We start from the raw sequence: 22898 nt of genomic DNA, 5'->3' as shown, positions 1-22898 counted from the left end.
GGGGTCGGGGCGAGCGAAGGCATAAGGCGCTATTCCCTGTGATAGGGGTGGTTGGTGGTGATGCTCCAGGCCCGGTAGAGACTCTCGGCCACCAGCACCCGCACCAGGGGGTGGGGCAGGGTGAGGGGCGAGAGGGACCAGCTCTGTTCGGCGGCGACCTTGCACTCGGGAGACAGGCCCTCAGGCCCGCCCACCAGCAGGGCCACGTCGCGGCCATCCAGCTTCCAGGCCTCCAGCTGGCCAGCCAGCTGCTCCGTGGTCCAGGGCTTGCCCGGGATATCCAGGGTCACGATGCGCGAGCGACCGGCGGCCGCCAGCATGGCTTCCCCTTCCTTTTGCAGGATGCGGGGGATATCGGCGTTTTTACCGCGTTTTCCGGCGCCTATCTCCACCAGTTCGAACGGCATGTCTTTGGGAAAGCGGCGACGGTACTCCTGGAAGCCGTGCTCGACCCAGGCGGGCATCTTGGTGCCCACGGCAATCAACTGAATCTTCATGGGGGATCAGGCTTGCACCGGAGCATTGCCCCAGAGTTTTTCCAGTTGATAGAAGTCGCGAAACTCGTCTTGCATCACATGCACGATGACGGAGCCCAGATCCACCAGCACCCACTCGCCGGTCTGCTGCCCTTCGACGCTGAGCAGGTCGAGCTTGGCATGACGGGCCTCGCTCGCCAGGTTGTGGGCGATGGCGCAGACATGGCGGCTGGAGTTGCCGGAGCAGATGATCAGGGTGTCCGTGATGCTGGATTGACCGCGCACATCCAGGGTGACGATGTCGCGGCCCTTCATGTCATCGATCTTGTCGATGATGAAAGCGTGCAGTTCTTGGCCTTGCAATAGTGTTTCTCCTCTGGATCCGCCGTGGCTCGCGCAGGCGTGGGGCGGCGGATTATATCATGGGTGGCCTGGTTTCCCACCCGGCTGGGCGGGGGAAGCCTGGGGGTCGTCCGCCACAGCGCGGTAGAGCCCCTCTTGATCAATATAGTGCGCGACACAGGCTGGCAACAGGTAGCGGGTATCCTGGCCCCGGGCCAGCAGATCCCGCAGCCGGGTCGCGGAGAGCGCGATGGGCAGGTTGTCCGCCAGCCAGATGTGGCCACTCACCTTGCGGTGCAGATCCTCTGGCCGGCGGGTGCCGTGGCGCGCCAGCAGCTCGGCTATGTCGGCCGGGTAGTCCGGTTGCCAGCCCGGGCGCAGGCTCACCACCAGGTGGGCGTAATCGAGCAGCTCCTGCCAGCGATGCCAGCTCGGCAGGCCGAGCAGGGAGTCCATGCCCATCAGGAAGCACAGAGGGGTATCGGGCAGTGCCTGCCTCAGTTCGATGAGGGTGTCTATGGTCCAGGAGGGTTTGTCCCGCTTCAATTCCCGCTCGTCCACCACGAAGCCCGGGTTCTCCGCCGCCGCCAGCCTGACCATGGCCAGGCGCTGCTCGCTCGAGCAGAACGGATTGGCGCGATGGGGGGGGATGTGGTTCGGGATCAGTCTGATCTCGGCCAGACCCAGGGCGTCGCGCGCCTCGATGGCGGGTCTCAGGTGACCGATGTGGATAGGATCGAAGGTTCCTCCCAGGATACCGATGGGCGGCTTCAGCATCATGCTCCTGCCCCTGTCAGATCAATATGACCGATATGGATAGGATCAAAGGTTCCTCCCAGGATACCGATGGGCGGCTTCAGCATCATGTTCCTGCCCCTGTCAGATCAATATGACCTGTGTGGATAGGATCGAAGGTGCCGCCAAGGATGCCGATAGGGGCCTTCAGCATGATGCCACCTCCGGCAGGGGTAGGGGCGTGCCATCGCGAAACGCCAGCGCTATGGTCTGCAGCATCAGCCAGGCCTGCTCGGTGTCGAAGCGGCGCTGGGCGTCATCCAGTCGGGCCATCAGTTGCCACAGCTGCTGCAACTTGGCGAACGGCAAGCGGGTCAGGGCCTGCTGGATCAGCTGCTGGCGGCTCTGCCAGATGCGCAGCCGACTGAAGTGCTCCCCCAGGGGTTGACCACTGCGCATGGCCAGCGACAGCTCGGTGAGCTGCTCCAGCTCCCGGCACAGGGTCCAGGCCAGCATGCCGGGCTCGGTGCCCTCGGCCCGCAGCGCCAGCAGGATGCGCTGGGCCCGGTTCACCTTGCCCTCCAGCAGGGTATCGACGAGCTGGAAGGGGGTGAAGTGGGCGTGGCGTATGATGGTCTCTTGCAGATAGCCGACGCTGATGGGCTGGGGCGGCGAGAGCAGGGTCAGCTTCTCTATCTCCTGACTCGCCGCCAGCAGGTTGCCCTCATAGGCATGGCACATGAAGTTGACCGCATCGGGCAGCGCCTTGAGGCCAAAACGCTGGAACCTGGCCCCCATCCAGCGCGGGAAGAAGCGCGGCTCGGGATGATTGACCGGCACATGGGTGCCAATCTGGTAGAGCTTGTCGAACCAGGCGCTCTTCATCTGGGTCTGGTTGAGGCGACCCCCCGAGAGCACCAGCAGCAGGTCGGGATGAAGCTGCTTGCCGATCTCTGTGATGCGGGCGGCCAAGTCCTTGTCAACCTTGGCCGGCAGCTCCAGCTCGATGAGCTGGCGCGTCGAGAACAGGCTCAGGGCCTGACAGGCGTCGTAGACCTGATTCCAGTCCAGACCCGGCTCGACCACGAAACTGTGGCGCTCATCGAAACCCAGCTTGCGCGAATGGAGACGGATGGCGTCGATGGCTTCCTGCTTGAGCAGCGGCTCGTCACCAAAAATGAGATAGCAGGGTCTGAGCCCTCCCTTGAGGTGGTCGGCGAGTTGTTCAGGGTAGATCCGCATCAGAGCATGGCCTGGTTGAGGGAGGAGAACGCAAGGTCGATGGCCTGCTCTTTCTCGAGCAGCGGCTCGTCGCCAAAGACGAGATAGCAGGGCCTGAGCCCTGCTTTTAAGTGGTTGGCAAGCGGCGGGGGAGAGACGCTCATCAAGCGGCACCCATCAGAACTTGACCTGGCTCAGCTGACGGATGATGAGGCTCGCGGCCTGCTCCTGCATCTCCTTGCCCAGCTGCTCCTGCTCGCGGGAGGAGGCCAGGGCCGCATCCGGCTTGTTCAGGAAGCTGCGGTTGAAGGTGATGGGGAAGATCTGGGTCGGCTGACCCGGCATGGAGACGGTGAAGCTGGTGCTGTAGCCGAGCACGTACTCCTTGTCCTGGCCGAGGGCGTCGACGGAGGCGACCTGGCTGCTGTTGCTGACCCCGCCCAGGGTCAGCACAGGGATGCCCTCCTTGTCAGTCAGGTTCACCCCCGAGGCCTTGAGGCGGGTGGTGACTTGGCGATAGAGATCGCTCTTGGTGTCGCCGACCACCTTCATGGTCATCAGCTCGGGGGGGATGGCCTGATCACGCAGCTGGAAACCGCAGGCCGAAAGCAGCAGGGCGGTCACCAGAATGGTGACCCGGCGAATGAGGGGCGAACCCATGGCATGTCCTCTCTGATTCAAGAAGGAGGCGGCGCGCATCGGCGCCCCGCCTCCTTCGATTATATGAAGGTGCACGGCCAGAGGCCGGGCACCAGGGTGGCGGGTATCAAACCGGCCCGGATCAGTTGGCAACGATGTTGAGCAATTTCCCCGGCACATAGATCACCTTGCGCACGGTCAGGCCGTCGGTGAACTTCTGCACCGAGGCATCGTTCATGGCCAGCTGCTCGACATCGGCCTGGCTGATGTCGGCCGGCACCGTCAGTTTGCCGCGCATCTTGCCGTTGATCTGCACCACCACCAGCTTCTCGGTCTCGACCATGGCCGCCTCGTCGGCCACAGGCCAACCGGTCACGTCAATGTCCCCTTCCTTGCCCAGCATCTTCCACAGCTCGAAGCCGATGTGCGGGGTGATGGGGTAGAGCATGACCACGACGGCTTCCAGCGCTTCCTGCATCAGGGCGCGATCCTGGGCGTCTGAGCCCAGCTTGGCCAGGTTGTTCATCAGCTCCATGATGGCGGCGATGGCGGTGTTGAAGGTCTGGCGGCGACCCACGTCATCGCTCACCTTGGCGATGGTCTTGTGCAGCTCGCGGCGAACGGCCTTCTGCTCGTTGGAGAGCGCAGCCAGATCCAGCGCGGCGACGGCGCCACCGGCAACGTGCTCGAAGGTGATGCGCCACAGGCGACGCAGGAAGCGCTGGGCGCCCTCTACGCCGGAGTCGGACCACTCCAGGGTCATGTCGGCCGGGGAGGCGAACATCATGAACAGGCGGACGGTGTCGGCGCCGTAACGCTCCACCATCAGCTGGGGATCGATGCCGTTGTTCTTGGACTTGGACATCTTGGTCATGCCGGAGTGGATCACCTCGCGGCCCTCAAGATCCACCGCCTTGGTGATGCGGCCCTTGTCGTCACGCTCCACCTTGACCTCGGTCGGGCTGACCCAGACGTTGCCGCCCTTCTCGTCCTTGTAGTAGAAGGCGTCGGCCAGCACCATGCCCTGGCAGAGCAGGCGCTTGAACGGCTCGTCGCTGTTCACCAGACCCGCGTCACGCAGCAGCTTGTGGAAGAAGCGGGCGTAGAGCAGGTGCATGCAGGCGTGCTCGATGCCGCCGATGTACTGATCCACCGGCAGCCAGTGGTTGGCGGCCGCCGGATCCAGCATGCCCTTGTCGTAGTCCGGGGAGCAGTAGCGGGCGTAGTACCAGGAGGACTCCATAAAGGTGTCGAAGGTATCGGTCTCGCGGAACGCTTCCTGGCCGTTGTAGGTGGTCTTGGCCCACTCGGGGTCGGCCTTGATGGGGCTCTGGATGCCGTCCATCACCACGTCTTCGGGCAGCAGCACCGGCAGCTGGTCTTCCGGGGTCGGCACCACGGAGCCGTCAGCCAGGGTCAGCATGGGAATGGGGGCACCCCAGTAACGCTGACGGGAGACCCCCCAGTCGCGCAGGCGGAAGTTGACGGTACGCTTGCCATGGCCGAGGCCTTCCAGCTTGTTGGCGATGGCGTCAAACGCCCCCTGGAAGTCGAGACCGTCAAACTCGCCCGAGTTGAACAGCACGCCCTTGTCGGTGTAAGCGGCGGTGCTCACGTCCACCTCGCCATCGGCCGGCTTGATCACCGCCTTGATCTCGAGGCCATATTTGGTGGCGAATTCGAAGTCACGCTGGTCGTGACCGGGGACGGCCATCACGGCGCCGGTGCCGTAGTTCATCAGCACGAAGTTGGCGACCCAGACCGGGACCTTGCGGCCATCCAGCGGGTGAATGGCATAGAGGCCGGTGGCCATGCCCTTTTTGTCCATGGTCGCCATGTCAGCCTCGGCCACCTTGGTGTGCTTGCACTCTTCGATGAAGGCAGCAAGCTCCGGATTGCTTTCGGCAGCCTGGGCGGCCAGCGGGTGACCGGCGGCGATACCCACATAGGTCACGCCCATGAAGGTATCAGGACGGGTGGTGTAGACCTCCAGTTGCTCATCCTGCCCCTCGATATTGAAGCTGATGTTGACCCCTTCGGAGCGGCCAATCCAGTTGCGCTGCATGGTCTTGACCATCTCGGGCCAACCTTCCAGGTTGTCGATGTCATTGAGCAGCTCTTCGGCATAGTCGGTGATCTTGATGAACCACTGAGGGATCTCTTTTTGCTCCACCGGGGTGTCACAGCGCCAGCAGCAGTTGTCCACCACCTGTTCGTTGGCCAGCACCGTCATGTCGTTCGGGCACCAGTTGACCGAGGAGGTCTTCTTGTAGACCAGACCCTTCTCGTAGAGCTTGGTGAAGAACCACTGCTCCCAGCGGTAGTAATCCGGCTTGCAGGTGGCCAGCTCCCTGTCCCAGTCATAACCCAGACCCAGCATCTTGAGCTGCTTCTTCATGTATTCGATGTTTTCATAGGTCCAGGGAGCCGGCGCCGTCTTGTTCTTGACCGCGGCGTTCTCGGCGGGCAGACCGAACGCATCCCAGCCTATGGGTTGCAGCACGTTCTTGCCATTGAGCCGTTGATAACGGGAGATCACATCACCTATGGTGTAGTTACGCACGTGCCCCATGTGTAGACGACCAGACGGGTAGGGGAACATGGAGAGGCAGTAGAATTTCTCTTTATCTACTTTCTCCACTGCCTTGAAGGTTTTCTTGGCGTCCCAGTGCTGTTGCACTGCTGGTTCAATGGATTGGGGAACGTATTGCTCTTGCATTTGGTGACATCCGGATCTGTGAAATGGATAGATAAATCGGCTGGGAAATCGCAATAGAATACCCATATCCTGCGGCGGCAACAACCGTCAGCGTCCCGGGTCGCCCGAGGCAGAGCACCCATCCGTCATTGAGAGAGGAGTTACGCCATGGACAAGCGCCGAAAAGGTTATGAGGCCTTCATCGCCCAGCTCAGAAAGCAGTGGGAGGAGACGGAGGCCTTTCAGGAAGAGCGTCTCAACAAGATGATCGCCAAGGTGCAGGCCTATCTGGAGGCGGCCGGGGATCTGACCCAGGATGAGCTGGCCCTCATCGCCGAGTATGTGAAACGGGATCTGGGCAACTATGACGAGGGGCGGGCCGAGGCGCCCGAGTCCGCCTTCATGCTGGCGCTCAAAGACACCGTCTGGTCCTGGTTGGCGGATGTGACCGACCGCTCCCAGGTGGAGTGGCAGGAGCTGGCGGACGAGTTGGAGCACAAGGGGCTCTACCAGGCCGGTGACTGGGTGGGGTTGGGGGTCATGGTGTGCGACCAGTGCGGCTGGCGTCATACGGTATTGAGACCGGAGCAGCTGGGCACCTGCCCGGAGTGCGGTGCCAGCGAATACCACAGGGAGCCGCTCTCTCCCTGATGGCTTCCGTGCCCGCGCTGCCATGGCCTGGTCAGCCCGAGCGGCTGGCGTCATACGGTATTGAGATCTGAGCCGCTGGGGATTTGCCGGAATGCGGCGCCAGCGAGTATCACAGGGAGCCGCTCTCTCCCTGAGCCTGCCCCCATATCATCGGCTGGCTGAATAGCAAGAGGCGCCCCATGGGGCGCCTCTTTTCATTGAGCGTCAGCCTTGGCCGAACCAAGCCGCTTACAGCTCGCGGGCCCAGGGGTGGGCGCGGGGACGCAGCACCAGCGCCAGCAGCAGCCCCAGGGCGCAGAAGCCGTAGAGCGGCCAGCTGCCAAAGCGCAGGTAGGGGGTCTGGCCGTGGGCCGGGCGCACCTCGGTGCGCAGCACTCCTGCCTCGAACTGGGGGATCTGACCCGTGATGCTGCCATCTATCTCCGTGGTGATGGTGATGCCGTTGTTGGTGGCGCGCAGCAGCGGGCGAGCCAGCTCGAGGGCGCGCATCCGGGCGATCTCCATGTGCTGCCAGGGACCGATGCTGCTGCCAAACCAGGCGTCATTGGAGACGGTCAGCAAGAAGTCGGTGTCCGGCTGGACGGTGCGGCGCAGCTCCTCGGGGAAGATGATCTCGTAGCAGATGGCGGCCGCCAGCTTGAGCCCCTTGGCGATTAGGTTCGGCTGCACCGCCTCCCCCGGGCTGAACGAGGACATGGGCAGGTTGAAGAAGGGGGCGATGGGGCGCAGCCAATCCTCGAACGGCACATATTCGCCGATGGGCAGCAGGTGGTACTTGTTGAAGCGGTTCTCATGCTCATAGTGGTAGCTCTGCTTGCCGTCCGCATCCTGTACCCCCATGCCGAGCACCACGTTATAGAAACGCTGCTGCTTGGTGTCGTAGTTGATGATGCCGGCCAGGAGGGCGGTATCGTTCACCTTCATCGCCTTGTCCAGGCTCTCCAGATAGTTGCCCATCTCCTTCTCGAGTGCCGGAATGGCGGATTCCGGCCAGACGATGATGTCGGCATCCTGGTTGTCGCGGCTGAGATCCTGATAGGTGCGAATGGTGGGCACCAGGGCGTCCGGGTTCCATTTGACGGACTGGGCGATATTGCCCTGCACCAGAGCCACCTTGACCGGCTCGCCCCGGGTCACCCAGTTGAGCTGCATCAATCCATGGGCGCTGGCGACCAGGGCGACCGGCAGCAGCAGCCAGACCGGCTTGCGGCTCTGCCAGGTCAGCCAGAGGGCGGAGGCGGTGAGCAGCAGGGCGAGGGTGATGCCCTGCACCCCGAGAACGGGGGCGAATCCCTTGAGGGGGCCGTCTATCTGGCTATAACCAAACCAGAGCCAGGGGTAGCCGGTCATGATAGCGCCCCGCAGCCAGTCGGCGATGAGCCAGAGCGCCGGGAAGGCGAGCAGCCAGCGGCTCCAGTGACGGGCGGTGAAGTAGCGGGCGAAGACCCAGCAGGCCAGGGTCGGGTAGAGGGAGAGGTAGGCCGCCAGCACAGCCAGCAGCAGGAAGGCGGCCGGCAGCGGTATGCCACCAAACTCCGTCATGCTGACGTGGATCCACCACTGACCCGGCAGGAAGAGGCCCATGGCATAGCCGAAGCCGCGCCAGGCGGCCTGGCGCGGACTCGCCTTGTCCAGCAGGGCGTAGAGGCCGAGCAGGGAGGGGATCACCAGGGGCCAGTAGCCGAAGGGGGAGAAGGCCAGGACGGCGAGGGCACCACAGGCCAGGGCGCACAGGCTGGTCAGGAGTTTCGATTTCACGGGTGATGGGGCTCAAATTGGGCTGTAACGGGATTGGTGGATATCTTAACCCGTAATGGCGGGCAACGGCGAGTCCGGGGCGCCACCCCCGCCTTATCTCCAGCCATCCAACGACAAGGCCCCGCATTGCGGGGCCTGATGTCGAGGGGGAGACGATGGCGGATCACTGGGTCTCAGACTGAGCCGCGACATGGTTCTCCGGGATCTTGACCTGCAACTGCTGCAGGCGGCGCCGGTCCGCGTGCATCACCTTGAACAGGTAGCCGCCCAGCTCGATCTCCTCGCCCTTTTTCGGCAGGTGGCTGAAGGCGTGCATCACCAGGCCACCCACGGTATCCACCTCTTCATCGCTGAACTGGGTGCCGAAGAAGTCGTTGAAGTCCTCTATCTCGGTCAGGGCGCTGACCGAGAAGACCCGCTTGCTGATGCGGCGGATCTCGTCCGGCTCGTTGTCATCGTCATCGAACTCGTCATCTATCTCGCCGACGATGAGCTCCAGTATGTCTTCAATGGTCACCAGACCCGAGACGCCGCCAAACTCGTCCACCACTATGGCCATGTGGTAGCGCTCCTCGCGAAACTCCTTGAGCAGGCGGTCGACCCGTTTGCTCTCGGGCACGATCACGGTGGGGCGCAGGATGTTTTCGAGGGCGAGGGGCTCGCTGGCATGGTGGGAACCAAAACCGAACGGCAGCAGATCCTTGGCGAGCAGTATGCCCTCCACATGATCCTTGTCTTCGTTGATCACCGGGAAACGGGAGTGACCCGACTCTATGATGACCGGCAGGAGCTCATCCACGGACTGGGATTTCTCTATGGTCACCATCTGGGAGCGGGGGATCATGATGTCGCGTACACGCAGATCGGCGATCTCGAGCACACCCTCAATCATGTCCTTGGTGTCCTGATCGATGAGATCGCGCTCCTCGGCGTCGGCAATCACATCCACCAAATCGTTGCGGTCTTTTGGCTCGCCCTGGAAGAGTTGGCTGAGTTTGTCGAGCCAGGTTTTCTTCGGCGAGCCGGTACTAGGGTGATCGTCGGTCATTTTTTCTCTTGGTTACTCATCTAAACATACGGGGATAGTGTGTTTGCTACATGAGGATGACAGCGGCCTGTTTCAATGCCGTGACACGCCTCGGTCAGGGATCAGGCGTCATCGTCGAGATAGGGATCCGCAAAGCCGAGCTCGGCCATGATCTCGCGCTCGAGCCCCTCCATCTCCTCGGCCTCCTCATCCTCGATATGGTCATAACCTAGCAGATGCAGACTGCCATGCACAACCATGTGGGCCCAGTGGGCCTCGAGGGGCTTGTTCTGCTCGATGGCCTCCCGCTCCACCACCTGGCGGCAGATGACGAGATCGCCGAGCAGGGGCAGCTCCATGCCGGGCGGCGCCTCGAACGGGAAGGAGAGCACATTGGTGGGGCTGTCCTTGCCACGATAGCCGTGGTTGAGCTCGCGGCTCTCCGCCTCGTCCACCAGGCGTACCGTCACCTCGGCTTCCTGCTGAAAGCCGAGAATGGTGCCGTCGAGCCAGGCTTGCAGCCGGGCTTCGCTCGGCAGATAGTCCCCTGGCTCACAGGCCAGTTGCAGATCCAGGATCACGCTCATTTCGCGCCCTCCTTGCCGGCGGCAGAGTTCGACTGGGCGGCCTGCTCGGCGTCGAACGCCTCGTAGGCCTGGACGATGCGGGCCACCACGGGGTGGCGCACCACGTCCCTGGATTCGAAGAAGTTGAAGGAGAGGCCATCGACCCCCTGCAGCACCTCGATGGCGTGGCGCAGGCCGGAGCGCATGTTGCGCGGCAGATCCACCTGAGTGATGTCACCGGTCACCACCGCCTTGGAGTTGAAGCCGATGCGGGTCAGGAACATCTTCATCTGCTCGGTGGTGGTGTTCTGGGCCTCGTCCAGGATGATAAAGGCGTCATTCAAGGTTCTGCCTCGCATGTAGGCGAGCGGTGCCACCTCGATGATGTTGCGCTCCATCAGCTTCTCCACGCGCTCGAAGCCGAGCATCTCGAACAGGGCGTCGTAGAGGGGGCGCAGGTAAGGATCCACCTTCTGGGAGAGATCCCCTGGCAGGAAGCCGAGCTTCTCACCGGCTTCCACCGCCGGGCGGGTCAGCAGGATGCGGCGTATCTCCTGGCGCTCCAGGGCATCGACCGCGGCGGCGACCGCCAGATAGGTCTTGCCGGTCCCGGCAGGGCCTATGCCGAAGCTGATGTCATGGCGCACTATGTTGCTGATGTACTGCGCCTGGTTCGGGCTGCGGGGCTTGATGAGACCACGCTTGGTCTTGACCGTCACCGCCTTGCCGACCCCCTGGGCGGGGGCCTCGTCATCCTGCTCCAGCACCCGGGACTCCTGCACCGCCAGGTGCACCATCTCGGGCTGGATGTCGCTCACCTTGCCCCCCTTGAGGGCCTGGGTCTCCACATAGAGGTGCTTGAGGATGGCGGCGGCCGCATCCACCTGGGCCTGTTTGCCCAGCAGCTGGAAGTGGTTGTTGCGATAGCTGATCTCGACGCCGAGCCGGCGTTCGAGCTGCTTGAGGTTGTCGTCGAAGGGGCCGCACAGGCTGGCGAGCCGCAGGTTGTCCGCGGGCTCCAGATGCAGGTTCAGGGTCGAGATGTGTCGGGTCAAGGGATCCTCGTCTCATGAGCGAGATCGGCGGGGGGCCGCCGATCCGGCGTTTAATGGGGGGTAAAACCGGCGACGCCGAGGGCATCGGGCACGTTGTCCGGGCGACGGGCCAGGATCTCCCGGGGCGCGACGGCAACCCGCAAATCCATCTCGGCCTCACCGCGCAGCAGGGTGGCGCGCAACGAGTGGGGCAGCACCTCGGTGATCTCCACGTCGGCGAAGCCGCCGATGAGGGAGCGGGGCCCCACGAAGTTGACCACACGGTTGTTCTCGGTGCGACCGCGCAGCTGCATGGGATCCTGCTTGGAGGGGCCCTCCACCAGGATGCGCTGGCTGGTGCCCAGCATGGCACGGCTGATCTGCATCGCCTGGTTGTTGATGACGTGCTGCAACCTGGCCAGGCGCGCCTTCTTCACCTCCATGTCGACATCGTCGGGCATGTCGGCGGCCGGGGTGCCGGGGCGCGGGCTGTAGATGAAGCTGAAGCTCATGTCGAAGTTCACCTCTTCGATGAGCTTCATGGTGGCCTCGAAGTCCTCGTCCGTCTCGTTGGGGAAGCCGACGATGAAGTCGGAACTGATGGTGATGTCGGGACGGGCGGCGCGCAGGCGGCGGATCTTGGACTTGTACTCCAGCGCCGTGTGGGGACGCTTCATCATGGTCAGGATGCGATCCGATCCGCTCTGCACCGGCAGATGCAGGAAGCTGACCACCTCTGGGGTGTCCTTGTAGACCTCGATGATGTCATCGGTGAACTCGATGGGGTGGCTGGTGGTGTAGCGAATGCGGTCGATGCCATCGATGGCGGCCACCAGGCGCAGCAGATCCGCGAAGGAGCAGATGCCGTCGTCATGGGTCGGGCCCCGGTAGGCGTTGACGTTCTGGCCGAGCAGGTTGACCTCGCGCACCCCCTGTTCGGCGAGCTGGGCGATCTCGTAGAGCACGTCGTCCAGGGGGCGGCTCACCTCCTCGCCACGGGTGTAGGGCACCACGCAGAAGGAGCAATATTTGGAGCAGCCTTCCATGATGGAGACGAAGGCGGTGGCCCCTTCGGCGCGGGGTTCCGGCAGGCTGTCGAACTTCTCTATCTCGGGGAAGGCGACGTCCACCTGGGCACCGCGTCCCTCCTGCACCTGCTTGATCATGGCGGGCAGGCGATGCAGGGTCTGGGGACCGAAGACGATGTCCACATAGGGGGCGCGGCTGCGAATGCTCTCCCCCTCCTGGGAGGCGACGCAGCCCCCCACCCCGATGACCAGACCGGGTTTGTCAGCCTTGAGCTTCTTCCAGCGACCGAGCTGGTGGAACACCTTCTCCTGGGCCTTCTCGCGAATGGAACAGGTGTTAAGCAGCAAGACGTCTGCTTCTTCCGGCTCGTCGGTGAGTTGATAGCCGTTGCTGGCATCCAGGAGGTCGGCCATCTTGGACGAGTCGTACTCGTTCATCTGGCAGCCCCAGGTTTTAATATGAAGTTTCTTGCTCATTGCTACTCTTGACTGTTTTTGAAAGCGACATGGTCAAAGGACCGGGCATTTTACCCCGCAATCTGGATACTGCCTAGCTAATATCCAGCTGGCACCTGGCCCCGCGCGCCCACCCGGCCGGGATCTTGGCGAGCCGGGTCACTGCTTGCCAGGGCATCTTGGGGTATCATGGCCCGCAGGTGCCGGGCCGTCCGCGCCACCTTGTGTCACCCGTCCGCCCCCGGCGGGCCTTGCGCCTCGCGGCGCCCGTTTTCAGGAAGCAGCCATGTCCGCAATGCAAGATGCCCAAACCGCCGCCCCCCAAGAGTGCGATGTGATCATCGTCGGCGCCGGCATGGTGGGCGCCACCACCGCCTGCCTGCTGGCAGGCCAGGGCCGTTCGGTGCGCCTCGTCGAGAGCCGCTTGCCCGCCCCCTTCTCCCCGGAGCAGCCACGGGATCTGCGGGTCTCCGCCATCAGTCAGGCCTCGGTCGCCCTGCTGGACCGCGCCTGCGCCTGGGAGCCGCTCAGGCAGATGCGATTGTGCCCCTATCGCCGGCTGGAAACCTGGGAGCTGGATGGCTGCTCGACCAGCTTCGATGCCGCCGCCCTGGGCTTGCCCCAGTTGGGATACATCATAGAGAACCGCCTGATCCAGCTCGCCTTGCTGCGCCGTATCGAGGCGCTTGCCCAGATCCGGCTCCACAGCCCGGCGGCGGTGAGCGGCCTCGCGCAGGACGGCGACGGGGTGACCCTGACCCTGGCGGATGGCAGCGCGCTGCGGGGGCGCTGGTTGCTGGCCTGTGACGGCGCCGAGTCGCAAATTCGCCGGCTGGCGGGGATCGGCGTGTCCCGTTTCGAGTATCGCCAGCACTGCCTGCTGATCAATATCGACACCGAGTTTGCCCAGGAAGACATCACCTGGCAGCAGTTCACCCCGAGCGGCCCGCGCGCCTTCCTGCCCCTGTCCGGGCGGCACGGCTCCCTGGTCTGGTATGACAGCCCGGCCCGGATCCGGGCCCTGGCCGCCATGGACAACGCGGCGCTGGCCGCCGAGGTGCGTCGTCACTTCCCGGCCCGGCTCGGCGGCTTCACCGTCACGGCCAAGGGGAGCTTTCCCCTGGTGCGCCGCCACGCCAACGCCTACCACGCCGACCGGGTGGTGCTGCTGGGGGACGCCGCCCACACCATCAATCCGCTGGCGGGGCAGGGCGTCAATCTGGGCTTCAAGGACGTGGCCTGCTGGGTGGAGCTGCTGGCGAAGGCCGGTGCCGACTGGCACGACATCGCCCTGGCCGAGCGCTATGAACGGCGCCGTCGCCCGGACAACCTGCTGATGCAGTCGGGGATGGATCTCTTCTACGGGGTGTTCAGCAACGAGATAGGGCCGCTCAAGCTGGCCCGCAACCTGGCCCTCAATCTGGCGGACAGGGCGGGCCCGCTCAAGGAGATGGCCCTGCGCTATGCCCTGGGGCTGGTGTAACCGCCCGCCTTGTCCGCCCCTGGCAAGCCAGGGGGCCAGGCCTCTCCCCGAGGGGGCCGCCTCTTACCCGGGCCAGCCCATCGTCAGCGGGCGCGATAGAGCTCCCACTCCTCCGTCACAGTACCATCCGGCAGGTGGCAGTAGCCGACCGTGCCGCCCGGCTCTTGCTCCAGCATGACTCGGCCCCCCAGCTCGACGCAGTGGACGGAGGCCGGGTTGGCCAGGCCGACCCGAGCCGGCGCCTCGTGGCTCGTACAGGCTCCCAGCAGCAAGGCGCAGAGCAGGGGGAGTAGGGGTTTCAACATGATGATCTTCCTTCAGACGGCCGCAGGAGCCAGGGTTCGCTGGCTTCACCTTAATGCCGGTCCCCTCCGGAGGGCAAGCCGTCGTGGCGTTCTTCAGGGTTCAGACCGGGATGGCATCGCCTCCCGATCGCCCGTCGATGACTTGCGCCGTGTCGATGAACATCTGCAGACAATGATCCCGGATGGGATCGGTAACGGCTGGATTCCACACCAGACTGATTTCCCACTCGGACCAGGGGGCCGAGAGGGGGGAGAGGGGGGAGAGGGGGGGAGAGGGTGACGTCGGGGCCGGCGGCGATCCAGGATTGGCGCCAGGTGACGGTGCGGCTCGATGAGGGGGAGGGCTGCAGCTGACCCTGCTGATCTGAGCCGGCTTGGCGGGGAGCGGGCAACAAAAAGCCCCCGACGAGCGGGGGCCTGGGACGGGCGGAGCCTGGGTTACTTGAAGACCCGGAAGCGTTCGGCGTCATCCATGAAGGTCTTGTCGCCGGCGGGCTGCTCTATGCTGCCAAAGGGCATCTGGGCGCGCAGCAGCCAGCTGGCTGGCAGTTCCCAGCGCTGGCGAACCTCGTCATCGATGAGGGGGTTGTAGTGTTGCAGGGAGGCGCCAATCCCCTCCTGGGCCAGGGCAGTCCAGACCGCAAACTGGGCGATGCCGGTGCCATGTTCCGACCAGATGGGGAAGTTGTCGGCGTAGAGGGCAAACTTCTGCTGCAGATCCTTGATCACCGCCGTGTCTTCGAAGAAGAGCACGGTGCCAAACCCGGCGCGGAAGCTGCCGTTGATCTTGCTTTCGGTCTGGGGGAAGGCCTCGGCCGGTACTATCTTGCGCAGGGTCTCCTTGGTGAGATCCCACAGGGCATGATGCTGCTCACCGAACAGGATGACGGCGCGGGAGCTCTGGGAGTTGAAGGAGGAGGGGCTGTGCTTGATGGCCTCCTGGATCAGGGTCGTCAGCTGCTCCGGGGTGTGAGACACCTTGTCACCGAGTGCATAGATGGTGCGGCGTATCTTCATCTGTTCGATAAATGAATGACTCATAACCTCTCCTTTGTGTGACATGACTACGTATTTGCGGCATGGAAAAGGCCGTTTGGCTCCTGTCCATCGAGCCATTGACTATAACACCCGCGCTCGGCTCGCCGTCAACGGCCGAGGTCACGGTTTTGCCTTTTTGTGTTTTCTGTCAATTGCGGTGGGTTCCACTGATTTCAGTCAAGGATCAAGCGGATGCTTTCGCTATAAAATTCGCTTTCATCAGCGGATTAAATGGATGAGTGATGTTCAAGTGGGTGTTTAATCGGCGTTACTATGTGTTGACTTCCTGTACCTGCCTGCTGGGGATCCTGGTGCTCATCGCCACCCTGGCCCTGGCCGCGGCCAGTTACCTGCGCAGCATCGACAAGACGATCGCCGGTTATGGTCACATGGTCTCCTCCATTGAGGCGGCGCTCATCCACGAGCAGGTGCTGGCCAACCTGCGTCAGCTGGCGGTGCTGGAGGCCTCCCTGGACAAGGCCGCCATCGCCCGTGGCGAACCGGCCGACAATCCCATCTGGGCCATCGCTCATCAGATCAAGCGCGACAGCCACTACATCTATTTCTACAACGCCCGCTTCGATCGGCTCAGCAGTTACCCCCTCTGGGTGCAGACGGCCGAATATGATCCCACCCTGCGCCCCTGGTATCCGGCCCTGTCGATGGCGGGGGAGTCACCGGTCTGGCTCGGCCCCTACGAGGAGTACCACTCCAGCAGGCAGATCCTGACCCTGAGCAAGCGGGTCATGGATGATGAAGGCGAACTGCTTGGCCTGCTGATGGTGGACATGTCGTTCCATACCCTGCAGCAGGCGCTGCAACGGGCCATGGCGGACAACCAGGCCGCCATCTACATCAGCCAGCGGGGCAGCAATCGACTGGTGGTGGGCTGCAACATGGCGCTCTATGACGGGGACAGGGTCACGGTCGAGACTCATCGGCGGGGATGGGACGTGATCTGGCACGGCAGCCACTTGCGGCGCGAGCTGGCGGACATCGACTGGGATCTCAATATATATCTCCCCCCCGAGCTGTTTCGTGACAGCCTGCTTGAGGCCCTGCTGATGGTGGTGGTGCCCCTGCTCTCCCTCTTTGCCATCTGGTTTTTCAGCATCAAGTTTCTGGTGCGGGTGTTTCGCCAGGAGCAGGCGCTGGTGGCCGGCTCCCTGACCGGCATAGTGCAGGATCCCAGCCTCCCCAAGGCCTCTCGCCAGCTGAAGACCTGGTTTGTGCGCAATAGCCTCAGCGAAATTGACCAGGTCCGCGCCAGTTTCTTGCAGGGGCAGGATGCCCTGCTGCACGACCCCCTCACCGGCATCATGAACCGGCGCGCCTTCAGCCAGCGCAGGGAGGCGCTGGAAGAGAGTCTGACCCCCCATTGGCTGGTGCTGTTCGACGTGGATAATTTCAAGCGCATCAATGACAGCTGGGGCCACAGCACGGGGGATGCGGTGCTCAGCCGGGTGGCGGGGCTGATGGTGGCCGAGTTGGGGGAGGAGGTCGTCTATCGCATCGGGGGGGACGAGTTTGCCGCCCTGCTCCCCTGGGATCGCCCCGAGCTGGAGGAGCGATTGCATGGTTTGCTGGCTCGGGTGCGTCAGCAGCAGTGGCGTGAATTCAAGGCGTCCATCACCCTGAGCGCGGGGGGCGCCCACTACCCGGATGATGCCCCCCTGCTGTTCGAGCGGGCCGATGAGTGCCTCTATCAGAGCAAGCGGCTGGGGCGGGATCGCTGGCATCTCTTCCAGCCCCGGGGGGAGGGCGTGCGTCCGACCCCCCTGTGATGACAGTATCTGTCTGAGGGACACCCTTCCCGGGCTGGCTACGACAGGCTTGCCCGGGGGGAAATCCTGTGTTCACTATGGGAAATGGTGTTTTTTTATCTTGTTTTTCATGCTGTTAGCTTTTTTTGTTTCATGCCTGACTCCGCCACGGGATTCTTTTGGAGTAAGTGTCGGCTTGTTGCGACAACTAGCGCCCAGAATGGCCATTCGTATAGTGCAGGGGAAATTAATCAGGTTTGACAGGAGTACCCCATGAAGATGAGAAGACATGGCATGAGCGCTCTGGCCCTGTTGGGCTCCCTGCTGCTGATGAGCGGTGCGGTTCAGGCCTCGGAGACACTCAATACCGTGCTCGGTGGCGGCTTGGGGGGCGTGGCAGGCACCATGCTGGGCAAACAGCTCGGCGGTGATACGGGCGCCCTGGTCGGCGCAGCCGTGGGGGGAGCCGCCGGTGGCGCGGCGACCGCCAATCGGGGCAACAAGAACGAGGCGGCCATCGGTGGTGCCGTGGGTGCCCTGGGAGGGGCCGCCATCGGCAAGAGTGTGGCTGGCGACACGGGTCAGCTGATCGGCGCCGGTATCGGCGGCGCTGGCGGCTCCGCCATAGGGGCTCGCACCGGTGACGGACACGAGGCCCGTGGCGGCGATCGGGGCGGGCGACGTTATGATGGGCGCAACTATCATGGTGATCGCCATTATCACCATCACCCCAAGCACAAGAAGAAATATTACAAGAAGCACCGCAAACACAGATGGCATGACGACTGACGTCAGCCGGGAAATGCAGCAAGGGGCCAGGGGCCCCTTTTTCGTGCCCCTCGTTCAGACCAAGCGGCCCGGCCGAGCGGGGCTTGATATTGTCTGCCAGCTGCTCCGTGAGGGGCTGCCCGTGTCAGACCAGGCGGTGCTGGTGCCGCCTGGACGAGCGGGGCTTGATATTGTCTGCCAGCTGCTCCGTGAGGGAATACTCCGTGTCAGACCAGGCGGTGCTGGCGCCTGCCGGCGGCGAAGGCGTTGATGTTGTCGATCAGCTGATCGGCGAGGCGCTGCATCGACTCTTCGCTGGCCCAGGCCACGTGGGGAGTCAGGATGAAGTTGGGGTATTGCAGGGCCTGCATCAGGGGGTGATCCGGGGGCGGCGGCTCTATGCTTGCCACGTCAAACCCGGCGCCGCCGAGGCGACCGTTGGCCAAGGCTTCCAGCAAGGCCTGCTCGTCCACCAGGCCGCCGCGACCCACGTTGATCAGCAGGGCCCCGGGTTTCATCAGGGCCAGCTCCCGCGGGCCTATGAGGTGGCGGGTGTAGGGGGTGAGCGGACAGTGCAGGCTCACCACATCGGAGCTCTGCAGCAGGGCGTCCAGGGGCAGGCGGTCATCCTCGGCGGCGCCACCCACCTGGCTCTGGGCGTAGCGCACCTCCATGCCGATCCCCCTGGCCCGCTCGCCCAGCGCCTGGCCCAGGGTGCCCTTGCCTATGATGCCGAGGCGCTTGCCCTGCAAGTCCATGATGGGGTGATCGAAGAAGCAGAACTGGCCGCTCTGCTGCCAGCGTCCCTCCAGCAGGGACTGGCGCCAGGCGAACAGGTTGCGCGACAGGGCCAGCATCAGCGCCATGGCGTGTTCGGGCACCGAGGGGCCCGAGTAGTTGCGGATGTTGCACACGGCGACATTGGCGGCGCGGCACGCCTCCAGATCCAGGTTGTCGCTGCCGGTGGCGGCCAGGGCGATCAGCCGCAACTCGGGCAGTTGATCCAGCTCGGCTTTGCCGATGCGCACCTTGTTGATGATGGCGATGCTGGCCTCCCTGAGCCGCGCCACCACCTGTTCGGGGGCCGTGCTCGGGTAGCTCTGCCAGTGGTGGGGAAAATCGGGACGGTGCAGATGCACGTTCGCATCCAGGGTGTCGCTGTCGAGAAACACGATTTGCTGCATGAAGCCTCCTGCCAATGATGGGGCCATGATGCCAAAGAGTGGCGCCCAGTAGCCAGCCCCAATGCCGCCAATCGTGGGAGAGGCAATAGTGGCGGGATCAGAGCCAACCGAGGTGGGCGAGCCAGCCCTGAATGCGGGTGGGGGTCTCGTCCAGGGTCATCAGGGCGTAGGGACGGTAGTTGAGCTTGTGGCTGCGCCGGCTCTCGCTCTGGCGGGCCTCGGCGGCCAGTTGCGGCCAGCGCCCCTGCTCGTCTTGATAGAGATCCAGGGTCGGCACCCTGGTCTGAGCCACCTGCTTGGCCAGGGCCTGGTTGCTCTGGGGCAGGGGGAAGAAGCCGTCCAGCAGCACCAGGGCGTCCGGGGCCGGCAGCTTGTCGCTGGCGATGAGGTTGGCGGCCCAGGCGGCGCTGGTGCCCTGGGCCAGCAGCAGCCTGAAGCCCCCCTCCTTCCACTTGGCATCCCCCAACTTGGTGATGCGCTCGGCGAACTGGTCGCGAAAGCGCTCCATGGCGGGTTGCCGCTTCTCGGCGGCAGGATCCAGCTCGCTCTGCCGAGGGGAGGGGAGCAGCAGCAGGGTGTCGAAGCCCAGGCGTCCCAGATCCCGGGTCAGTTGCCACAGCTGGCCGCTGCGCTGCCAGTCCGGCAGCAAGATGGCCAGGCCCAGGTAGCTGTCACCGTCGTGCCTGGCATAGAGCACCGTCTGCTGCTCTATCTGGGTGCTGTCCGGCAGCCCCTGCCAGTCCGCGTTCTGCCAGTAGTCGGCGGGCGGAGGCGGGGCGAGCTCGCTGGCACGGGTCGCCCCGCCGCTCAGGCAGCACAGACTCAGCAAACACAACGGTAGTGACACTCTGGCCATGGGCCCCTCTCGACTCGCCCCGGGACTGGGTCTCCTCCTGTTAGCGGCGGCTCGCGCCATTTCTGAAGGGGATGTGTGAGGAGGGGTCTGTGACCATGGATGCACTCTTCCCCATGACCCTGCCGGGTCTGGGGCGGCTGTCATCCTGGCTTCATTCATCGAATGCATGGATTGGGCAAGAAATGAGTCCTGCCATCGGCATGTGTGGCCAGTGGATGGCCTGGTTGTGGTCGGCGGCGCCCCATGGCGCGTGCATGAGGTCCTGTGCCGGGCATCTTGTTCCCCGTCGAATGTCTGGGCGGCAGGATAAAAAAATCCGAAACCGGATCCACCGGCTTCGGATTATTGCCCCTGGGAGGGGCGATCCATGACCCCTGGTCGTCGCACCTGGGTTAGATCATGCCGTCGACCTTGATGAGGCCGTCCATCAACATGTTATTGAGCAGCTCGCTGGCGCTGCCGCCCCCCAGATCGTCGAAGCTGAGCCCTTCCAGCACTATCTCCTGGGTCACGGGCCCGCTGCCCGTCGTCTTCACCTCGATGACGGTGCTGCCATCGCGTTCCACCAGGGAGAGGTACTGATCCAGGGTCGTCCCCGTCTCCCCTTGCAACAGGTCGCGCAGGTCGAGACTGTCCCCTTCGTGGCGACTGAAGTCGAGTACCCTATCCTGGGCAGGGCGCCCCCCCGAGCCTTCATCGCCGGCCTGCCAGACGAAGGTATCGGCACCACTGCCTCCGATCAGGATGTCGTTGCCGGCGCCGCCAACCAGCGTGTCATCACCGGCGCCGCCGATGAGAAGGTCATCGCCATCTCCGCCGATCAGGATGTCATCGGCCCCGACGGTGAGGGGTATATCACCTTGCCCCCCTGGCTGCCGCGGGTGGGTCGTCTCCGGGACGGGCATCAGCGCCAGTTCGCGAGCCCATTCACTCAGCGTGCCGCCATCCATGCCCTGGATAGCCTGCAACAGCAGTCCGGGATCGGTGCTGGCGGCGCCGGTGAGGCTCTGCAACTGGCCGAGGAGGGCCGCCGTCTCGGCGCCGGCGTTCACAGCCCCATCCGTCACATCGGCATCGACCGGCAGGGGCTCCCCTGGCGCCGCATCCTGCGTCAACCATCCTTCTGCTGCCAGCGCCTCGGGTGCCTTAAAGCCCAGCTCATCCCCGTGCTGCTGGATGTAACTCAGCATCATGGTCAGGGTCAGCGCCTCCACCCCCACGCCTAGCCGGCCAGCGATCAGCGCTTGCAGATGGCTAAAGGCCCCCGCTGGTTCTGGCTCTGGCGCGGCGAAGCGGGAGGTGCCCATCACACTACCGCACTCACCCTCCTCTTCGGCCTGAATAGCCGCCTCTTTCAGGGTGACGGTCACATTAGCCGTCGACGTCTCTCCATCAGCGTCAACGATGGTGTATGTAAACTCGAACCCATCGCCATAATTACCATTATCATCTTTGACAGGCATAAACTGCACGCCGATCAGATTACCGCTCGTATCCCTGAGCTCTTTTTTTATAAAGCCGGGAGTATTTGTTGATATAGAGTCAAAGATGGACTGGTATAACTCTTCCCCAATAGGTAATACGCCATCAGGGTCGTGGTCATTATTCAGAAGTTCATCAAATTCAATCTTGATGGGCTCCACATCCCCCTCAATGACACTGATGCTACCATCACCAGAGCCATTGACATGAATTGACGAGCCTAAATTAACATCCCCCTCAATGACCAGACAACCATCGACAGTGACATTACCTTTCCCGCTATAATTACCTTTCACATACAAAAAACCATTGATGGTTAAATTATTCGCAGATGACGATACGTGACCGTCAACAATAATGGGCATGCCATTAGCAGAAAGATCAACCTTCCCTGACAGATTCAATGTTCCATCATCTGGGCGAAGCACAATAATTCTTGGGTCATCGATGTCAATCTCGCGCAACGCAGAGAGGATATCGTTATCACTCCCTGTAATAACATGCAACACCCCGGCGGACTCTAACTCATCGAAACAAACACCTTCTCCATTTGAAGAGAAAAACATTGAGAAAAAATCTTCATTTGTCATATCAATAAGATCAGAGTCTACATTGATATTTTTACCGCCCGCATCATTGTTACCAACGGTCATACTGCCTTTGTTTGGTCCAGTGAGACTGCCATCGATAACCGAGCCTTTCACCCAAATATCGCTACCACTACCGGCGATCACCACCTCTTTAGGAATGAAATCATCTTTATTTAATTCATACTTATCTTCACCTGCAACCGGGCCGATGTTGATAATATTGAAAGAAATCTCCTTCAACTCTTCATCACCGTCACCATCCCGGATAGTGACACCAAATGTATACCTCCCGACATCGGCACTCGCATTGGCTTCGAAAATATACCCGAACTCACCACCACCGAGGTCTGTCAATGTCAACTCACCATTTGCAACAGAGAGTGAGCATGAGGAATTGGTAAATATCACCTCATATTCTTCTCCATCGTAGCTGATGGTCATACCTCCCTTTTGGGCTACCCCATCCGCGCCGTGGTTAACCGTCAGCGTACCGCTCGCGACGACTCTATCCTCACCCTCCACGCGGTTCGCAACAGAAGATGTGACCTCGGTGACATCAATCGTCGGTACGTCGTCCACTATGGTGATCACCAAGTCTCCCGACGCCGAGTCGCCAGTCTGATCCGCCACCGTGATGGTGATCGACTCTGTCAGCGTGTTATTACCCTCACCCTCCGCATGCGTCTGTGCCCCGCTGAGCGTGTAGGTATAGTTGATGTCGCCACCCTGGATCCCGGTGATCTGCAGCGTCCCCCGCTCGGTGTCGATGCTCACCCCCCCCTCCGGTAGCGTGGCGTT

The 22898-nt window shown here is 62.9% G+C and carries 22 protein-coding genes; 4 read left to right on the top strand and 18 right to left on the bottom strand.

From position 1 onward, the window contains the following. Positions 1 to 29: 29 nt before the first annotated feature. From rlmH to leuS, 8 genes are all read right to left on the bottom strand, one after another. Entirely contained in the window at positions 30 to 497 is a 468-nt protein-coding gene (rlmH, locus tag ACW5W4_RS12770) for a 23S rRNA (pseudouridine(1915)-N(3))-methyltransferase RlmH (RefSeq protein WP_456689626.1), read from the bottom strand. A gap of 6 nt (positions 498 to 503) precedes the next feature. Further along, entirely contained in the window at positions 504 to 839 is a 336-nt protein-coding gene (gene rsfS, locus ACW5W4_RS12765) for a ribosome silencing factor (protein ID WP_041992921.1), read from the bottom strand. 57 nt (positions 840 to 896) lie between these two features. Further along, complete coding sequence (gene nadD, locus ACW5W4_RS12760) at positions 897 to 1595, bottom strand: nicotinate-nucleotide adenylyltransferase (protein ID WP_456689668.1); 699 nt, start codon at positions 1593 to 1595, stop codon at positions 897 to 899. Then, on the bottom strand, positions 1595 to 1681 hold the full coding sequence (locus tag ACW5W4_RS12755) for a hypothetical protein (protein WP_456689667.1): 87 nt from the start codon (positions 1679 to 1681) through the stop codon (positions 1595 to 1597). Before ACW5W4_RS12755 ends, nadD begins: the two co-directional genes overlap by 1 nt. 79 nt (positions 1682 to 1760) lie before the next feature. After that, entirely contained in the window at positions 1761 to 2795 is a 1035-nt protein-coding gene (holA, locus tag ACW5W4_RS12750; protein WP_456689625.1) for a DNA polymerase III subunit delta, read from the bottom strand. Continuing rightward, positions 2795 to 2938, bottom strand: coding sequence for a DNA polymerase III subunit delta (locus tag ACW5W4_RS12745; protein WP_456689624.1), 144 nt, complete (start codon positions 2936 to 2938; stop codon positions 2795 to 2797). The genes holA and ACW5W4_RS12745 overlap by 1 nt, the downstream gene beginning before the upstream one ends. Positions 2939 to 2951: 13 nt before the next feature. Continuing rightward, positions 2952 to 3434, bottom strand: a complete 483-nt coding sequence (locus ACW5W4_RS12740) for an LPS-assembly lipoprotein LptE (RefSeq protein WP_427261455.1) — start codon at positions 3432 to 3434, stop codon at positions 2952 to 2954. Between the two features lie 121 nt (positions 3435 to 3555). Further along, positions 3556 to 6132 (bottom strand): leucine--tRNA ligase, encoded by a 2577-nt coding sequence (gene leuS / locus ACW5W4_RS12735; protein ID WP_456689623.1) that lies wholly within the window; start codon positions 6130 to 6132, stop codon positions 3556 to 3558. 147 nt (positions 6133 to 6279) lie between these two features. On the opposite strand from leuS, the gene ACW5W4_RS12730 reads away from it, so the two are divergent. Further along, on the top strand, positions 6280 to 6762 hold the full coding sequence (locus ACW5W4_RS12730; protein WP_408792768.1) for a zinc ribbon-containing protein: 483 nt from the start codon (positions 6280 to 6282) through the stop codon (positions 6760 to 6762). A gap of 228 nt (positions 6763 to 6990) precedes the next feature. Here the strand turns inward: ACW5W4_RS12730 and lnt are convergent, their stop codons facing one another. The 5 genes from lnt to miaB form a co-directional block, all read right to left on the bottom strand. Further along, the gene (lnt, locus tag ACW5W4_RS12725; protein WP_456689622.1) at positions 6991 to 8520 is read right to left on the bottom strand and encodes an apolipoprotein N-acyltransferase; all 1530 of its coding nucleotides are present in this window, start codon (positions 8518 to 8520) and stop codon (positions 6991 to 6993) included. Positions 8521 to 8683: 163 nt separating this feature from the next. Beyond that, positions 8684 to 9568: a CNNM family magnesium/cobalt transport protein CorC gene (gene corC / locus ACW5W4_RS12720; protein WP_408792762.1), complete on the bottom strand. Its 885-nt coding sequence runs from the start codon at positions 9566 to 9568 to the stop codon at positions 8684 to 8686. Between the two features lie 101 nt (positions 9569 to 9669). Then, positions 9670 to 10134: an rRNA maturation RNase YbeY gene (gene ybeY, locus ACW5W4_RS12715; protein ID WP_456689621.1), complete on the bottom strand. Its 465-nt coding sequence runs from the start codon at positions 10132 to 10134 to the stop codon at positions 9670 to 9672. Further along, positions 10131 to 11168 (bottom strand): PhoH family protein, encoded by a 1038-nt coding sequence (locus tag ACW5W4_RS12710; RefSeq protein ID WP_408792756.1) that lies wholly within the window; start codon positions 11166 to 11168, stop codon positions 10131 to 10133. Before ACW5W4_RS12710 ends, ybeY begins: the two co-directional genes overlap by 4 nt. A 50-nt stretch (positions 11169 to 11218) precedes the next feature. Further along, positions 11219 to 12652: a tRNA (N6-isopentenyl adenosine(37)-C2)-methylthiotransferase MiaB gene (miaB, locus tag ACW5W4_RS12705; RefSeq protein ID WP_392443993.1), complete on the bottom strand. Its 1434-nt coding sequence runs from the start codon at positions 12650 to 12652 to the stop codon at positions 11219 to 11221. A gap of 274 nt (positions 12653 to 12926) precedes the next feature. Here miaB and ACW5W4_RS12700 point away from each other — a divergent pair, with 274 nt between their 5' ends. Further along, the gene (locus tag ACW5W4_RS12700; protein ID WP_456689666.1) at positions 12927 to 14114 is read left to right on the top strand and encodes an FAD-dependent oxidoreductase; all 1188 of its coding nucleotides are present in this window, start codon (positions 12927 to 12929) and stop codon (positions 14112 to 14114) included. A gap of 83 nt (positions 14115 to 14197) precedes the next feature. On the opposite strand, the gene ACW5W4_RS12695 is transcribed toward ACW5W4_RS12700, so the two are convergent. Both ACW5W4_RS12695 and ACW5W4_RS12690 read right to left on the bottom strand, forming a co-directional pair. After that, positions 14198 to 14419, bottom strand: coding sequence for a putative hemolysin (locus ACW5W4_RS12695; RefSeq protein ID WP_456689620.1), 222 nt, complete (start codon positions 14417 to 14419; stop codon positions 14198 to 14200). Between the two features lie 438 nt (positions 14420 to 14857). Beyond that, positions 14858 to 15460 carry a nitroreductase family protein gene (locus ACW5W4_RS12690; protein ID WP_456689619.1) on the bottom strand — a complete coding sequence of 201 codons (603 nt, stop codon included), beginning with the start codon at positions 15458 to 15460 and terminating at the stop codon, positions 14858 to 14860. Positions 15461 to 15699: 239 nt separating this feature from the next. Between ACW5W4_RS12690 and ACW5W4_RS12685 the strand changes: the two genes are divergently transcribed. Beyond that, positions 15700 to 17241 carry a diguanylate cyclase domain-containing protein gene (locus ACW5W4_RS12685; protein ID WP_456689618.1) on the top strand — a complete coding sequence of 514 codons (1542 nt, stop codon included), beginning with the start codon at positions 15700 to 15702 and terminating at the stop codon, positions 17239 to 17241. Positions 17242 to 17493: 252 nt separating this feature from the next. Continuing rightward, a complete protein-coding gene (locus tag ACW5W4_RS12680; RefSeq protein WP_427261463.1) occupies positions 17494 to 18009 on the top strand; it encodes a hypothetical protein in 516 nt (171 codons plus the stop codon). Between the two features lie 206 nt (positions 18010 to 18215). On the opposite strand, the gene ACW5W4_RS12675 is transcribed toward ACW5W4_RS12680, so the two are convergent. The 3 genes from ACW5W4_RS12675 to ACW5W4_RS12665 all read right to left on the bottom strand — a co-directional run bounded on the left by ACW5W4_RS12675 (position 18216) and on the right by ACW5W4_RS12665 (position 22874). Continuing rightward, on the bottom strand, positions 18216 to 19172 hold the full coding sequence (locus ACW5W4_RS12675) for a D-2-hydroxyacid dehydrogenase (protein ID WP_456689617.1): 957 nt from the start codon (positions 19170 to 19172) through the stop codon (positions 18216 to 18218). Between the two features lie 97 nt (positions 19173 to 19269). Next, positions 19270 to 20028, bottom strand: a complete 759-nt coding sequence (locus ACW5W4_RS12670) for a DUF3530 family protein (RefSeq protein ID WP_456689616.1) — start codon at positions 20026 to 20028, stop codon at positions 19270 to 19272. Between the two features lie 392 nt (positions 20029 to 20420). Beyond that, on the bottom strand, positions 20421 to 22874 hold the full coding sequence (locus ACW5W4_RS12665) for a type I secretion C-terminal target domain-containing protein (RefSeq protein WP_456689615.1): 2454 nt from the start codon (positions 22872 to 22874) through the stop codon (positions 20421 to 20423). Positions 22875 to 22898 lie beyond the last annotated feature (24 nt).

Source organism: Aeromonas crassostreae (genome assembly GCF_054052445.1).
This window is presented reverse-complemented; position numbering and strand designations above follow the sequence as displayed.